At 44.0% G+C, this 16703-nt stretch carries 12 protein-coding genes and 1 riboswitch; of the genes, 3 read left to right on the forward strand and 9 right to left on the reverse strand.

Going from position 1 to position 16703, the window contains the following annotated elements; translation table 11 throughout:
- Positions 1 to 29: 29 nt before the first annotated feature.
- From L1076_RS11155 to dinG, 8 genes are all read right to left on the reverse strand, one after another.
- Positions 30 to 2885, reverse strand: coding sequence for a hypothetical protein (locus L1076_RS11155; RefSeq protein ID WP_237303613.1), 2856 nt, complete (start codon positions 2883 to 2885; stop codon positions 30 to 32).
- Positions 2886 to 2915: 30 nt separating this feature from the next.
- A riboswitch (cyclic di-GMP riboswitch) is annotated at positions 2916 to 2997 on the reverse strand.
- Between the two features lie 63 nt (positions 2998 to 3060).
- On the reverse strand, positions 3061 to 4404 hold the full coding sequence (locus L1076_RS11160; protein ID WP_237303614.1) for an HlyD family type I secretion periplasmic adaptor subunit: 1344 nt from the start codon (positions 4402 to 4404) through the stop codon (positions 3061 to 3063).
- Complete coding sequence (locus L1076_RS11165; protein ID WP_237303615.1) at positions 4397 to 6097, reverse strand: ATP-binding cassette domain-containing protein; 1701 nt, start codon at positions 6095 to 6097, stop codon at positions 4397 to 4399. Before L1076_RS11165 ends, L1076_RS11160 begins: the two co-directional genes overlap by 8 nt.
- Before the next feature lie 168 nt (positions 6098 to 6265).
- The gene (gene xthA, locus L1076_RS11170) at positions 6266 to 7072 is read right to left on the reverse strand and encodes an exodeoxyribonuclease III (protein ID WP_038875944.1); all 807 of its coding nucleotides are present in this window, start codon (positions 7070 to 7072) and stop codon (positions 6266 to 6268) included.
- An 84-nt stretch (positions 7073 to 7156) separates the two neighbouring features.
- Positions 7157 to 7321, reverse strand: coding sequence for a pleiotropic regulatory protein RsmS (gene rsmS / locus L1076_RS11175; protein ID WP_038866726.1), 165 nt, complete (start codon positions 7319 to 7321; stop codon positions 7157 to 7159).
- On the reverse strand, positions 7321 to 7866 hold the full coding sequence (locus L1076_RS11180) for a primosomal replication protein (RefSeq protein WP_038866728.1): 546 nt from the start codon (positions 7864 to 7866) through the stop codon (positions 7321 to 7323). Before L1076_RS11180 ends, rsmS begins: the two co-directional genes overlap by 1 nt.
- Complete coding sequence (locus tag L1076_RS11185; protein WP_038866730.1) at positions 7863 to 8648, reverse strand: TSUP family transporter; 786 nt, start codon at positions 8646 to 8648, stop codon at positions 7863 to 7865. Before L1076_RS11185 ends, L1076_RS11180 begins: the two co-directional genes overlap by 4 nt.
- A gap of 14 nt (positions 8649 to 8662) precedes the next feature.
- On the reverse strand, positions 8663 to 10738 hold the full coding sequence (dinG, locus tag L1076_RS11190) for an ATP-dependent DNA helicase DinG (RefSeq protein WP_038866732.1): 2076 nt from the start codon (positions 10736 to 10738) through the stop codon (positions 8663 to 8665).
- A 516-nt stretch (positions 10739 to 11254) separates the two neighbouring features.
- Here dinG and L1076_RS11195 point away from each other — a divergent pair.
- Together L1076_RS11195 and L1076_RS11200 are read left to right on the forward strand one after the other, a co-directional pair.
- Positions 11255 to 12241, forward strand: a complete 987-nt coding sequence (locus L1076_RS11195) for a porin (RefSeq protein WP_237303616.1) — start codon at positions 11255 to 11257, stop codon at positions 12239 to 12241.
- 264 nt (positions 12242 to 12505) lie between these two features.
- Complete coding sequence (locus L1076_RS11200; protein WP_237303617.1) at positions 12506 to 13171, forward strand: DUF2057 family protein; 666 nt, start codon at positions 12506 to 12508, stop codon at positions 13169 to 13171.
- 83 nt (positions 13172 to 13254) lie between these two features.
- Here L1076_RS11200 and L1076_RS11205 read toward each other — a convergent pair whose 3' ends face one another.
- The gene (locus L1076_RS11205) at positions 13255 to 13965 is read right to left on the reverse strand and encodes a pseudouridine synthase (RefSeq protein ID WP_237303618.1); all 711 of its coding nucleotides are present in this window, start codon (positions 13963 to 13965) and stop codon (positions 13255 to 13257) included.
- A 370-nt stretch (positions 13966 to 14335) separates the two neighbouring features.
- On the opposite strand from L1076_RS11205, the gene L1076_RS11210 reads away from it, so the two are divergent.
- Positions 14336 to 16561: an NADP-dependent isocitrate dehydrogenase gene (locus tag L1076_RS11210; protein WP_045408837.1), complete on the forward strand. Its 2226-nt coding sequence runs from the start codon at positions 14336 to 14338 to the stop codon at positions 16559 to 16561.
- The last annotated feature ends 142 nt before the right edge of the window (positions 16562 to 16703 follow it).

The following is a 16703-nucleotide window of genomic DNA, read 5'->3' on the forward strand; positions in this document are numbered from 1 at the left end:
TCTTTTTATATGATTAACGATGGTTAATGTTAATCCATTATGAAGGTATCCCAGTTTACATCAGTGTAGATGGTGACATCATCTTGGCCTTCTTTAGTAAATGTGTAACAGTAAAGTGAACCCTCAGCACCATCTAGACCTAATTGAGCTTGTACGGTAGGGTCTAATGTATCGATATCGACACTTGTGCTATTGCCAAGTGAATAACCATTTTCTTTTAGGACAAGGTTTTCAACGCCAAGTGCATAGAAAGCATTACCGTCTTCGCCATCGGTAGTTTGTGTTTGGCGAGCGACTTTATTCAGATTTAACTCTAGCGTGTCATTACCAGAGGTACCTACAACCGCTTCTATACCTTTGATGTTCGTTTTGCCCATTAGGTCAAAAGTAACGCCTTCGCCATTTTCAATATCTTTATCACTAGCAACTAGAACGTCGAACCCTTTGCCACCGTGTATAAGAGTGTCATCTGCGTCGAACGCAATAGTATCGTTGCCTTTACCACCACGAAGCTCGTCAGCGCCACTGCCACCGATAAGAACATCATCGCCTTTGCCGCCTTTAAGTACATCAACGCCGGCACCGCCATCTAGCCAGTCGTCACCACGACCGCCTTTGAGAAGTTCAGGTTCTGATATAGTAGTGACGTTATGGATCACGTCGTTGAAGTCATCATCGTTAGTTGAAAGGTCAGTGTTATCATTCCATTCGAATAAGGAGGTTCCATCCCCCATAGGAGTGACTTGCGCATGGACTGGGAGACCCAATTCAAATGCAGCTTCACCGAGTAATTGCGCATCTAGATCGAATTCTGAAACATCAATAAACCCCTCAGATTCAATGCCGTTATCGGCACCGTCAGGGACCACGAAGAACCCCAGCTTACAAGCATCTCCACCCATCATTTCTTTCGATATTGAGGTGTTCATTTCATCAGGCTGTTTTACATTTGACCAAAGAATGCCGACATTCACGACTTCACCGCTTGAGTCTGCTGTGTAGAAACCAAGGGAGTTATTGAACCCTGCATTGGACCCGATGAGTTCAACGTCGAACGTTCCGTTGAACTGGCTGATATCATACATACCATCAGATGGCGTCGGCAGTATTTCGTTATTGTCACCGCCGAGTAAGACATCATCACCACGCCCGCCATATAGCATGTCGGTACCGTCGCCAGTGAGCCCAAGTGTTTCTACTGATGTGACAAAATAGTCACTTGAGTCTTCTTTCTCTCCCCCTTTACTGAATTGTTCACCTGCGGCAGAGAACTGAATTTCATCAAAGGCTTTGAAGCCAGTATCGTTTGGACCAATACTAAACTCACCGCTATTGTTGCTATCAGTAGAAAGCACTTTAGTATTTTCTAGTGTCATGCCCGCAGCGGCGTAGTGGGCTAGGGTATCTGCGTCAGGTTCATTTGCGCTAAAAAATCCACTTGCGACTTCAATGCCATCTCGAAATGCAGTCCAGATACCAATTTCGTCCACATCATCATCTTCTCCACGACCTTCATTGGCATAAAGATTTGAGATCCCGACGTTGGCGGCCATAGTATGTTCATCTAAGCAAACAGAAAGCATTTCGGAGCCAACTGCATCGCCAGGTTCCGAATCTCCGTCATCGTAGCTATACCCAATTTGTGCATCTTTACCACTTTCATCCGTGCCTTCGACTCCATACTTACTGCCTTGTTGGGTCGTGTTTCCTTCAGAGCCATCAGGGTTGTATGCTGTGGCGTTATCAAGACCTAAATCCTCTCCCTCAGGAGTCTGTGCTGAGTCAAGATCGAGTTCAAAGTTACCTGTTTGCTCATTGAAAGAGAGGGCATCGAAATTGTCACCAATGAGCACATCAGCCCCTTTGTTACCGCGAATAAGATCATTTCCCGGCATCGAGCTATTATCGACGTTGTCTCCGTCTCTAGGAGTACCATCACCAATCAACACATCGTTGGCCTGATATTGATGAAGAGCGACGTTATCGAGCAGGGAACCAAGAGAATCTTCATTACCATCGGCCATAAACGAAATGGTATGCTCGCCAGCGCCTAGATCTAGATCTAGATTGACCGTTTCCCAGCCATCGTTGTTGTATGTTCCAACAACTTCACCGTCAATGAGGACTTTTAGCCCATTTGTATCTGTATTATCGGTACGGTTGGTGTGATCAAAAGAGAGTTTGAATGTACCTGCAGTATCAACAGTGAAGGTTTGACTAACGGTAGAGTTGGTAACGGTATTGTCCCCGTCTTTGTGAGAATCAAGTTCTAACACGTTTCCTCGTGCGGGATCTTTGTTATCTCCGTAGCCACCACCATTTTGGATTTCGATTAGACCTTCGGTCGCTTCCCATCCACCGTAGCTAGAGTAGGTTTGCCAGCCGCCATGATCGACGACAGGACTATCACCTACATCATCATCAAAATTGCCATCGGCTAATAAATTGGTATCATCCGTTTTAGCTCGACGATCACCATAAATAATATCGTTGTTGCCACCGCCTTCGACATAGTCGTTACCAGAACCAGCAACAATGATGTCGTCAACGCAGCCCACTTTTTCAACATCGCCTTCGCGCGCTAAGTTAATGTTAGGGTTTTCTCCGGCTTCGTCTTTTGCATTTATGGTGTGATTCCACGATTCAATGACATCATTGCCATCTCCAGATTTGATCGCCTCTGAACCTCTACCACCAGCGATAAAGTCATCACCATCACCCGTTTTAACGATATCATCACCTTTACCTGCACGCACTTCCAGGTCTGCACCTGAATTGTCTTCAAGGTGATTATCTACATCCCTTGACACTCCATCTTGAGTAGGGCCATCAACTAAGGTACCAACCTGTGCATTGGTCTCTGTTACAGAAACTTCTTCCGCCATTGTTTCATCCTCATATATCGCGAGATACATAGAGGCAGCCCAGCCATCTCAGTCCCGTTTGAGATCTGTAGCTTTCCGTCCCCACTTCGCAGTGGGTTTGGCTTTGTCATCCGTTATGTTATTAATCAACTAATTAGCCAGTAACGTCGAGGGATTATGATTTTATGAATAAGTCTTACATTTCTCGCATTGCCTTATATGAGGCAACGGCGAGAGGATTGAGCAAATAATTGAGTGGGGTTTGTTCATCAATTAGAATCATGACTTCCGCAGGCATGCCTGGGTAGAGCGAAACTGATTCCCCTAATTCAGCTAACATGTTTGCATCTAGTGACACGCGAGCTAGGTAGGCTGAAGAGCCTGTTGCTTGGTCGCTGATGCGGTCAGCAGAAATATGTATAAGCTTGCCTTCTATAGGTGGCGTTTTTCTAAAGCTGAATGCGGTTAAGCGTACTTGAGTCGCTTGTCCAATATGAAGCGCTTCAATATCTTCGGGTTTTACCAAGGCTTCCACAATGAGTTCGTCCTCTTGTGGGACGATTTCCATGAGCGTGTCGCCTGGAGCAATAATCGCATGTTGACCGACAACATTGAGGCCAACGACAACACCGCCTTGTGGCGCTCTGATTTCGACACGTTTGAGTACATCATTCGCGTTTATCATTGCCTCTCTTGTCTCATTGAGTTTTCGTTCAAGCTCCTGAACTTCTTCACCTAAGGTTTTGGCGTAATTGAACTCCGCATTGGCTAATTCCATTTTCGATTCCGCAACAAAGCCTTTTGCTCGTCCAATTTGGGCACTGAGGTCGGCAATTTGTCCTTCAAGTTGTGAGTGCTCTCGTTGGAGATCGAGGTAACGTGATTTTGATGTATTGCCGGAGGTGAGCAGCTTTTTATGCATAGCGACCTGTTCTGCAAGATAGCGCAAACTTTCTTTGCCGGCTTGATATCGCTTTTGTAGGCCGAACATGTCTAATCTAGCTTGCTCAATCTTTTCTGCCAGAATGTTATTTTCTCCATCCCTTAATGAGCGGCGTTTTTCGTATAAAGCTTGCTGAGTACGAATGATTGATTGAATTTCTTTGGAGTGATTTCGAGAAAGTAAGCGTGTATCGAATTGAATTTCAGGATGATCAGCGAGCTCGGACTGAAGTCGGTTTAAGCGAGCAAGATCGCTTTCCCACTGAGCTCTTAGTCGATTCAAGCTGGCTTGAGCCTGTGTCGCACTCAAAGTAATCAACAAATCATTTGTTCTGACCTTATCCCCATCTTTTACATGAACCCTCTCGATAATCCCACCCTCTAGGTGCTGAACGGGTTTTCGCTTTGATTCGACGATAACAACACCGGGAGCTATCGCTGCCGAACTCAGAGGTGACAAACTTGCCCATGCAATGAAGCCGCCGATCATGATGAGTAATACGAGCAGAGAAGTGATGACCACGGGCTTGGTAGTAAAAGAGAGTTTACGACCATCTTCGAAATCGATGCCATGTTCGTTAAGTGTGGTCTTACTCATTGGAAGCCTCTGATTGAGTTTGCGTTCTTGAACGCACATCCATCATCGAGCGGAGAACCTTGCTTGCTTCTCCGGCTCTCGCAATCTGACCTTTATTGATTTCAACCACCCAATCGACATGGCGCAGCAAGTGTGGCTGGTGGGTGATCATTACGACGGAAATGCCTTCTTCTCTGCATGTTGCGAGGAGGGTTGTGAGGTACTCTTCCCCTTCTTTATCCATGTGAGAGTTGGGTTCGTCTAAGACCAAGAGTTTGGGTTTAAAGCACAATGCTCGTGCTAAGGCGAGCTTTTGGGCTTGCCCGCCAGATAATTGATGTCCACCATCACCAATCAAGGTTTCATAACTGTTTGGAAGTTGAAGAATCGTCTCGTGTACACCGGCGCTAATGGCGGCTTTAATGATTTGAGAGTCACTGACCTCAGTGTCGAAATGGGCAATATTTTCTTTCACGCTGCCTTGGACAAACTGAATATTCTGTGGGAGGTAACCTACGGTATGTTTGAATTGTGTCTTCTCCCAGTGGGTGACATCTAAGCCATCGATAGACACCTTGCCTGATGTCGGTTTGTGTATTCCCATTATTAATTTGCAAAGGCTGGTTTTTCCAGAGCCACTTGCCCCGATGATTGCAACACGGTTTCCAGCCTCTAGCCTAAGTTTCAGCTGTTTGAGGATAGCTTCGCTTTTGTGATTCTCTGGTGACCAACTCACGTTTTCAAAGCGTAATTCACCGGTGATTTGGGGGAGCGTTGTACGTTCAAGCTCTATTTTGGATTGGCTGACAACCGCTTTTATGCGCTTGGCTGCGGCTAACCCCGTCTTCCAGCCTTGAAACCCAGAGGTTAGCTGCTCTATTGGTTGGAGCGCTCTCGCCATAAGAATTGATCCAGCAATCATTCCGCCCGCACTCATTGAATTTTGAATCACAAGAAACGCGCCTGTTCCCATAATGCCAATTTGTAGCGTCATGCGGACAAGTTTGGCAAGAGATGTCAGGTTAATAGATGCGAGGTCTACTTTGTTTCTGAACCACAACTTTTCAGCAAGGACAGGCTGAAATTTGTTAAATGTTCCATCGGCTGCTTGCTGAGAGAACAGGGTTTCTTGTTTGTTGAATAGCTCATCGACTTTTCGATTCGCAGCAACTTGGGTAGCGTAAGATGCTTCAAATGATTTCTTTTTCGCGTAGAAAGAGAGTAGGGCGACCATTAATACACAGATAACAGCAATCAAACCAACCAATCCGATAATAGGGTGGAGCATAAACATGACCAGAAGGAACAACGGCGTCCAAGGCAGATCGAAAGCAACAAAAAAACCGGGAGACATGAGAAGAGCTCGTATCTCATTTATGTCGTTAAACACGTAACGTGTCTTCGTGTCGTAATGTTGACCGCACAGTTGGTATAACCATTGAGCACTTTCCGATTCAAACTGAAGAGCTTTTCTTTGGGTGTATTTTTGTCTTAAGGTTTCAAGCAATGCCTGTGAAATCAACAGAAACAGAGCGATAGCAGTAAGTAGCAATAGTGTATCTGTACTTCTACTCGACAATACACGGTCGAACAATTGAAGACTGTAGATTGGAACAACTAGCATCAAAGCATTAATTACGGCGCTCACCAGTGTCATTGGGCCTAATGCTTTAAATGTAAAAGGAGACAAGTTGCTCCAACTTTTTTGAACCATACTTCCTTTACTCCATGAACTAAAGAAGTAGTAATGAGTATAGAAAGTGAATGTTCGAGAAATGCCTCAAAATTGAGACGAGGAAGGAAAGCGAAAAATGAACTAAGAGGGGGGTAAGTCGGGGCTAATCACGATAAGTTGGCAAGATGATTAGCCCTTTAAAGCTATCTATTTGAAAGTAGACCAAATAGGAGCATGGTCTGACGGTTTCTCGATGCCACGCAGTTCGTAATCAACATCGGACTCAACACATTTTTGTGCAAGCGATGGCGTCGCAAGAATCACATCAATACGTAGACCTCGATTATCGTCAAAGCCGCGAGATCGATAATCAAACCAAGAGAAACGGTCATCCACTTCTGGGTGCAGGTTACGGAAAGTATCTTCGAATCCCCAATCCATTAGCGTCTTCAACCACTCGCGTTCTTCCGGTTGGAATGAGCATTTACCAGTCTTCAACCAGCGTTTACGGTTCGGTTCGCCGATGCCGATATCTGCATCAATCGGACTGATGTTGATGTCTCCCATTACAATCAGTTGTTCATCATTTGTATGGTGATCATTTAGGTAGGTCATCAGATCTTTGTAGAACTGGCGTTTGTATGGATATTTGGTCTCATGAGCGATGTTGTCGCCTTGAGGGAAGTAACCGTTTAACACAGTGACCTTTTCACCACTCTCATCTTCAAACGTCGCCATGATCATGCGCTTTTGGTGTTCTTCGTTATCGGTAGGGAACCCTTTTTGCACATTGATTGGTTCTTGTTTACATAGCATCGCGACACCGTAGTGTGCTTTTTGCCCATGAAAGTAAACTTTATAACCCATGGCTTCGACATCTTCGATTGGAAAAGCTTCGTCGTGCACTTTGATTTCTTGAAGACCAATGACATCAGGTTGGTGCTTATCGATAATGGCTTGGAGCTGATGCAGACGAGCACGAAGTCCATTGATGTTAAAGCTAATTACTTTCATTTTCTATCCTTCTGAAGGGCGTATTTGTGCTTGATTTTACCATTGGCGGCATAGGCTGGAAACGTCGAAAGTAAATAAGAACAGTTATTTGTTACTGAGTTTGTTCTCTAGGTCATTCTGTACGATTTTAATTGCTTTTAATGCAGTTTCAGGTTCGATTTCATTCGACTCTAACAAGTAAATCAAATCGACGGCTAACTTCACCTCTTCTGGGGCATCATCGAGCGGAGATTTTGGTTGGTCAGTCATTACTGGTTCTTTTCCCTGTGAGTGATTTGATTTTCTAGCTTAAGCAGCGCTGCTTCGCATCGTTCTAATCGTTGTTCTGTTGCTAAAAGTACTTTCTGCGCTTCAGCACGAGCAAAGCTTGGGGAAAACTCAACAGCTCTCTCTTTCTCCAGCACCATTTCTCGTAATCGACGAGCCCACTCTTGGTGTTGAGCTAGTTCTTGATACAAGACATTAATTGGCTTTCTAAAGTGACTGCTGTGTTTTACTTCGTTTTTGCGAATTTTTGTGGTGGAAATTTCACGCTGAATTGCGCCAATTTGCGCGACTAATCTTTCAGTTAAGTACTCTGCTCGTAATGCCGTGAGCTTTTGCTCCTTTTGCTCGCGTACAATCGAATCAAGTGTTGCTGTTGCTTCTTTTACACAGGGTACGAGTAGCCGAGAGCGGCAGTGGAACAAACGCTCATCAAACAAAGGAACATGGTGTTCTCCACGCTGACGGTCAAGCATTGCAGCCTGTTTAGACATTTGTTCTAGATGTTCTGAAAGCTGGCTGATGTTCATGTTAATCCTACAAACCATGCATCGTAAGCGAGTTTAATGGCAAGCACGCTAACAACGGTAACAAAGACCGGACGTATGAACTTAGCACCAAAGTGGATTGCTGAATGCGCGCCAACAAAAGCACCAGCCATTAAACAGACGCCCATTGTTAAGCCTAGTACCCAGTTGATGTGTCCTAATACGGCAAATGTAACCAATGAAGTAAAGTTACTGGTAAAGTTCATTGCTTTAGCCAAACCAGACGCAAGCAAGATATTGAGTCGGTATAAGGCCATGGAACTCACCGTCCAAAAAGCCCCAGTTCCTGGCCCCGCTAAACCATCATAAAAGCCTATCGATAAGCCTTGCATATACTGCTTTTTATTTAGCATCGGACAAGGTTCGGGAGTTGGGCTTTGATGAGTCGACTGTGGTGGTTTATGGAAAACAGTATACATCGCAGCAGCGAGAATGATCAGCGGCAGCGCTTTCTCTAACCATTCTGTACTAATTGCATCAACAAATAGCGTTCCTAGTGTTGCACCAACAAGGGTGGCAACAAACGCTCTGCCCCAGCACTGGGGCTTAAAAAGACGTTTCTTATAGTAAGTATAGGCCGCCGTCGAAGAGGCAAAAGAGGCAGCTAACTTATTGGTGCCCAATGCGATGTGGGGAGGCAGCCCTAACGACAGTAACGCGGGAACAGTCAGCATACCACCACCGCCAGCAACAGCATCGATAAATCCAGCAACAAAAGCGACTAGCGCCAACACCAACAGCATGGTTGGCTCAATCATTTCCATAAATAGTTATTCTTTTAATATTCTATTTTGCGTTTAAACGGAGGAAGCGAATCAATCAGAGCTTGTCCGTAGCGTTTTGTTATCAAGCGTCTGTCGAGGATGGTCACTCTACCAGAATCTCGTTCTTTGCGCAGTAATCGACCAACGCTTTGGATCAGCTTTTTACTTGCATCTGGAACCGTGATTTGCATAAACGGGTTACCACCCTTTTTCTCGATGTACTCCGAGTGTGCTTGTTCAACTGGAGAAGTAGGGACCCCAAATGGAATTTTTGTGATAATGAGGTTTTCCAATAGCTCTCCAGGTAAATCAAGGCCTTCAGAAAAGCTGCCTGTACCAAAAAGGATGCTGGTTTTCTGCTTATCAATGAGCCTTTTATGTTTTTTTAGAATTTCTGTTCGTGAACTTTCGCCTTGAACTTGCAACGCCCAACCTCGTTTTATGAAACCAGCATTGAGTGCATCAGCAACTTGGTTCATCTGCCAATAAGAGGAGAATAATACCAAGTTCGCTTTATTGTCTTCTAAATACTTAGGCAAAATTTCAATAAGATATTCAGTAAACTGCGGTGCCTGCGGTTCATACTTCATTGCTGGTATCAGCAGTTCGGCTTGATTTTGATAATCGAAAGGAGACGCTAGTGCCAAAAACTGTGTTCCTGAGTCCGGTTTGGCGTCAACGCCCACTTGATGGCAAAAGTAATTAAATGAGTTTAGTGCTCGCATAGTGGCAGAAACCAATACGGCGCCGATGCAACGACTCCAGATTTGTTGGTCTAATTGCCATCCAATTTCCAACGGGGAAACGCTGACAATAAAATCGCCTTCACGATCTGGGTGTTTTTCTAACCAGCGCGCAAGAGGTGCACCTTTGTCTCGGCTTGGCTCGGCCATTAAACGCCAGACTTGAGCTAGGTTTTCCAAACGTTGGATGTAAAACCCTAACTCAGCCAAAGCTGGTTCCGCCAATCTTGATGAAAGTTCGCCATCTTTAACGCGCTCAGCTATTAGATCGGCGATCTTTGCGACGCTTTGGTTTGCCTTTTTGCTTAGTTGTTTTAAATCTTTTGATTGATTTTCCAACCAAGTCGGTAGCTCACCATGTTCAAAACGGTATATCCCTTCCTCAAACTGGGCTGGATCAAACTGTTTAGTCAGTTGGGTCAACGCAGGAATCAGTTCCTGTACGGATTCTTGTAGATCATTACGGAATCGACCAACACGTTTTTCATCTGTTAACGAAGAAAATTTGGTGATTGACTGGTTGAGCTTTTCTAACCAAGCAGCTGCACCTTTTAAACTGGCTGACGCAGAAGCGTGATCGCGAGCGACATGAGGTAGATGATGAGCTTCGTCAAACACGTAAATTGTGTTTTCTGGCTCAGGGAGGATCACTCCACCACCCAAATCTGCATCGGCCATTACGAGTGAATGATTGGCGATAATGACGTCATTTTTATCCAACTCTGCTCGAGCTTTTTGAAAAGGGCAGCCTCGGTGTGCTGGTAAGCTGTTGTTACAGCTGTGCTTATCACTGACAATAAGTTGCCATAACTGATCATCTATTGGTTTCGGCCAAGAGTCTCGGTCGCCATCCCACTTCCCTTGAGCGAGGGAGCGATACATGGTTTCCAGTAGCTCAATATCTTTCTTCTTCGGTTTAGTTTCAAACATCGCTAACTGGCCGCCATCGACACCACTTGCCGTCGCGAGTTTTTCAGCACAACAATAACGCTGTCGGCCTTTTGCAAGAATAAAAGAAAACTCTCGATCGGTGATACGACGAAAAAGAGGCAGGTCTTTATTCACCAACTGTTCTTGTAGAGCGACGGTGGCTGTTGAGATCACTACTTTACGATTGTTATAAACCGCCACAGGAATCGCTGCCATCAGATAAGAGAGTGATTTACCGATGCCAGTACCAGCTTCTGCAATCAACATGCGATTTGACTTGTGGTATTGCCCGCATAGTGTTTTCGCAATTTCTGCAACTAAGTAGTTTTGTGCTCTTCGTGGAACAAAATTATCAAGCTGCGCTTGTAAGTTTTGGTAACTGGTGCGAATCGATTTTTGAATGTTACTGGTTAGCATACGGGCCTCAAATGCGTTGGAGGCGCATAGTAGCACACATCACTAGTTGTACTGTAGTTCACAAAACGGAATGCTTTTATGATAAATATCGATCTTGTTCACAAAAAAATATTGAACCTAAACTAAATGAAAATAATTTCATTAGTCGAAAAATATAAAACTTCAAAAATGATACCTTTGTAGTGTTTTGTTCTAGGGTTTATTGTTTTATGGCAATTGAAAGGTGTTTTCTATTCATTATTAATGAATTACTAAATTAAGAAAAATCAAGTCCATTGTTTAGAACTTCATCGAATATTTTGAATGTAAATGCACAAGGCTTTGTATTTAAAGGTTATTTTTGTTTTTTGATAAAACTATTTAGAAAATTTGACAGTCAGAATAATCTTTTGCACTCTAGTGCCCAGATTTTGTAGGTAAAGCATTGTTACGTTTCGATAACAAGCTACCTCAAAAATATAAAAAAAGGGAATCGGACAAGGATATCCCGAACTAAGAAAAGGCAGTGGATTAAATATGAAAAAGACTCTATTAGCTCTAGCAGTAGCAGGTATCTCTACGTCTGCACTAGCAGCAGGCAACATCTACGACAACGGTACGACTTCATTCAACCTTAAAGGTGAGATCGATACTTACGTAAGTACTGTAGAAGGCAAGGAAAACGGCGCAACTACAACTAAACGTGATGTAGACGTTGATCTTTGGGCTAAGATTCAAATCGATTCTGAGCACAAACTAAACGAAGACGTAACTCTATTCGGCTCATTTGAGCTAGAAAACGGTGAGTTCTTCGATAAAGACAGCAGCTCTGACCACGCTCGCGTACGCACAGATGACCTATACTTCGGTGCTTACTTCGGTGACAACTGGGGTGTGGCTCTAGGTGAAGTTGGTGACTTTGGTGATTCTCTAGACGCAATCACTATCGACAACACTAACGAAGGTCTTGGTTACGTTGATGATTTCGTGAAATCAAAAGAAAGTGCTGGTCATGCTGTTTCAGTTAAAGGTAGCTTCGACAAGCTGACTGTTATCGCTGATGCATACCTAGATCAAAACGAGAAAATCGATACTGCATTCGGTCTATCTGCACAATACGCAATCAACGAAATATTCACTGTTGGTGCTTCTTACCAAGATCAAGAGAACCGTGACGTTGCTGGTACTGATTACCAAGTAATGGGTGCCGCTGTTCGTTTCAACATGGACAACTTCTCTGCTGCAGTTAACTACGTTGCTGAAGAGCTAAACAAAGCTGACCAAGATACATGGTCTGCAGTAGCTGCTTACCAAATGAACGAAGCTCGCGTTTACACTTCATTTGGTTTCACTGAGTACGAAGGCGACCACGACCAGTCTTACTACACGTTTGGTGCTGACTACGCTGTAACTGGTAACGTTCTAACGTTCATCGAATACACTGCAAGCGAAAACGACAATAAAGATGCTTCTACGAAACTTGAAGCTGACCTAGTTGTTGCTGGTGTTTACTACACGTTCTAATCTCAGAACTTAAGTAGATATAGTAAAGGTCGCATTTATTGCGGCCTTTTTTATATTAAAAGCTTGTATCTCCTTAGGCACCTGAAAGCATGGGGCAAGTGAGTACATGAAGATTTGTGAGACTTGAATGCTCTTACCAATTATCTACAGTCACTGATGTAGAAATGATTGGCTTTTCAGCAATGATTTCCTCAAACTGTGATGAATCGTAAGCGATATTTAACTATTTTGATGTAATTAATTGAATTTTAAGGTTATTAGGATATGAAACTAAAAGCTTGGACTGTAGCATTTGTGCTTGGGTTGTTTGGTACAACAGCCAACGCAGACACAACAAATAGAGCTGATACTTCAGCAACCCTAACTACTGCTCAAGGCGTTCAAGTGGTATTTGTAAATGGTGTTAGTGCGGATGATTTAAGTGAGCCGTTTGGTCTTGTTGATGGCTCTAACCAAGTAGTTGTAAAAGTAAACAAAGCGATTGGGCGCGGTGATAAACGTACTCAAGTTTACTCTGCACCGTATATTCTTGGCTTTAGCTCTGGCGCGGGTGAGCTTTATATTGATGCGCCATCTTTTAGAGAAAAACGTCAAGCAGACAAGCTGTTTGAGCAAGATAAAATGGACTGGAAAGTAAGTTTCAACGATAAGTCTATTGATTACTCTCAATATAAAATGCCAGGTGAGAAAGGTGCGTTCCCTTACTCAAATCTAGATGAGCAACTAGCGGAATACAATGAAGCTAATGGCGTTTTCTTTGCAAACGGTAAGAGAGTCGAATTGTCTGAGCTACAAACAGCGACGGCTGCAACTGCAACTAGTAAAAGCGCGCAAAGAGTAAAATCACCGGTAACAAAAGCGAAGATTGCCTACCTAGAAATGACAGACGAGGAACGTCAGGCATTCATGAAGTGGGTTGCTCAACAATAATCGTTATTAGTGACGACAAAAACTAAAAAAAAGCAGGCGTAGACCTGCTTTTTATATTTTTTGAGGTGAGCATCTTTTGATGTTTAAAACGAGAGTTTGATTTCTCGCCACTCTCCTGGCTTTAAATCGTCAAGAACAATACCGCCCATCGAGTAACGAACTAAACGCAGCGTTGGGAAGCCAATGTGTGCGGTCATACGTCGTATTTGGCGGTTTCGACCTTCAATTATAGTAATCGCTAACCACGTTGTTGGAATGTTTGCTCGGAATCGGACAGGTGGAGTCCTATCCCAGATCTCTGGTTCAGGCATCACTTCTACTTTTGCTGGTAAGGTCATGCCATCTTTTAGCTCTACGCCTTTACGTAGCATCTCCAAGTCTTCTTCTTTAGGGGCTCCATCCACTTGTACCCAGTAAGTTTTTGGTGATTTTGATTGGGGCTGCGTCAACTTCGCTTGCAAAATGCCATCGTTTGTTAAGACCATCAATCCTTCGCTGTCTCGATCTAAGCGGCCTGCGGCATACACATTTTTCACTGGAATAAAGTCGGCTAGCGTTTTGCGACCATCTCCATCAGTGAACTGGCTCAACGTGTCATACGGCTTATTAAAAATGATCACTTTGCGATCTTCTAAGGCAATGCGTGGCTTAGATGTTTTTGAAGCGCGGGCAGGGCGACTTTGTCGATTTTTCGCTTGTCCATTTGAGTTGTTTGCTTTTCCAGAGCGTTTAAAATGACTCGTTTTCGATTGGTGAGTACCGCGACCTTTTTCATGACCCGAGCGAGATGACATGTTAACTACCTTGCAAAAATGTAAATGAACTGTGTTTGAAAGTTTTATGTTTTCTTGTTATCGGCTATCATTTGCGCGCCTAAAACTAACAAAAGCGCAGAGAATAATAGACTATTTCGTGTTATTTGTTTAATGATATAGCTAAGTTGCTTTAGTGAGACATTTCTAACGGAAATGGACACCAAAGTAAGCTTGGCACCAAGTGCACTCATGGATATAGAGCCATAGAGCTTCAAACTATAAGAAAGAGTGCAAACCGCATGTCGCGTTGGTGAGGAGGAATGCACTACTAACGTTAAGCAATGCGTCAATTCAACGAACTCAGTTGCTGAGAAGTTCAGCTAAGTTGAGTAAAAAATAGGGAAATTTCATGCCTACAGAAAAACCTACAATTATCTATACAATCACTGATGAAGCCCCGGCGTTAGCAACCTATTCATTACTACCAATCATTCAATCGTTTACCGCATCGTCTGGCATCAACGTAGACACTCGTGATATTTCGCTAGCGGGACGCATTATCGCTAACTTCCCAGAGCATTTAAAAGAAGAACAACGTATTGGTGATGCTCTAGCAGAACTTGGCGAGTTAGCGAAAACACCGGAAGCGAACATCATTAAGCTTCCAAACATTTCGGCTTCAATTCCTCAACTAAAAGCCGCAATCAAAGAGTTGCAAGCGAAAGGGTATGCGCTTCCAAACTACCCTGAAGAACCGACCACTTACGAAGAAGAAGCAATTAAAGCGACTTACGACAAAATCAAAGGTAGTGCGGTAAACCCGGTGCTTCGTGAAGGTAACTCTGACCGTCGTGCTCCATTATCAGTTAAGAATTACGCGAAGAAAAACCCACACTCAATGGGTGCATGGTCAGCTGAGTCTCAATCTCATGTATCAAGCATGACAGGAGATGACTTCTTCGGTAGCGAAAAATCGACGACTATTACTGGTGCTACTGACGTTAAAATTGAATTCGTCGCTGCTGACGGTTCGGCAAAAGAACTTAAATCAGCATTCCCTCTGCAAGACAAAGAAGTGATCGATTGTTCAGTCATGAACAAGAAAGCGCTTGTTGAGTTCTTCGAGAAAGAAATTGCAGAAGCAAAACAGCAAGACGTCCTTCTGTCTCTTCACATGAAAGCAACCATGATGAAGGTATCGGACCCAGTTATCTTTGGCCATGCAGTTAAAGTGTACTACAAAGACGTTTTCGCAAAATACGGCAAGCTATTTGAAGAACTAGGTGTAGATGTAAACAACGGTCTTGGTGATGTTTATACTAAGATTGAATCTCTACCTGCTGAACAAAAAGCGGAAATTGAAGCAGCTATTTTAGCGGTATACGAGACTCAACCAGCGCTTGCGATGGTTGACTCTGATCGTGGTATTACTAATCTCCACGTACCGAGTGACATTATCGTTGATGCTTCTATGCCAGCAATGCTTCGTGCTTCTGGCCAGATGTGGGGACCAGATGGTAAGCAAAAAGACACGAAAGCGATGATCCCAGATCGTAGCTATGCGGGTATCTACCAAGCGGTTATCGATTTCTGTAAAGAACACGGTGCATTTGACCCAACTACAATGGGCAGCGTGCCAAACGTGGGTCTAATGGCTCAGAAAGCAGAAGAATACGGCTCACATGATAAGACATTTATCCTAGACGCTGCTGGTACTGTACGTGTTGTCGACACTTCTGGTGCGGTTCTTCTTGAGCAAACTGTCGAAGCAGGTGACATCTTCCGTATGTGTCAGGTGAAAGACGCGCCAATCCAAGATTGGGTGAAACTTGCCGTCACTCGCGCACGTGCAACAGGTGTACCAGCGGTGTTTTGGTTAGACGAAGCGCGTGCACACGATGCTGAACTGATCAAGAAAGTGAATGCATACCTTCCTGAGCACGACACTTCAGGTTTAGAGATCAAGGTTCTAGCGCCAATCGATGCATGTCAATTCTCTCTAGAGCGCATTAAAGAGGGGCTAGACACCATTTCTGTAACAGGTAACGTGCTTCGTGACTACTTAACGGATCTATTCCCGATTTTGGAACTGGGTACTTCTGCGAAAATGCTATCAATTGTTCCACTAATGAACGGCGGTGGTTTATTTGAAACTGGTGCTGGTGGCTCTGCGCCAAAACACGTCCAACAAGTTGAGAAAGAAAACCACTTGCGTTGGGATTCTCTGGGTGAGTTCCTTGCTCTAGCTGCATCATTGGAGCACCTAAGTACAGTTGCTGGTAATGCGAAAGCTCAGGTTCTGGCTGAGGCATTGGACAAAGCGACAGGTGAATTCCTAGACGAGAATAAATCACCGTCACGTAAAGTGGGTGAGTTGGATAACCGCGGTAGCCACTACTACCTTGCGACGTATTGGGCGAAAGCTTTGGCGGAACAAAGTGCAGATGCAGAACTGGCTGCTGAATTCGCACCAGTTGCTAAAGCCCTTGCAGAACAAGAAGAAGCGATTGTTGCTGAGTTGAACAACGCACAAGGTGTAAAAGGTGAACTCGGTGGTTACTACGCGCTAGATGATGCTCTTGCATCAACACTAATGCGTCCAAGTACGACGTTGAACGGCATCATTAACAAGTAAGCATTGATTTCGCGCTATTTCGGTAGCGCGTTTGTATGTTACTTAGTTTAGTGCTTTTACAAACGTAATAAACCCGCTCATAGGCGGGTTTATTTTTCTCTTCATAACACTAGAAGGTAAAGCCAGTGTTATGAGAGCAAAT

This window comes from Vibrio sp. MMG023, assembly GCF_021654215.1.
Classification (GTDB): Bacteria; Pseudomonadota; Gammaproteobacteria; order Enterobacterales; family Vibrionaceae; genus Vibrio; species Vibrio jasicida.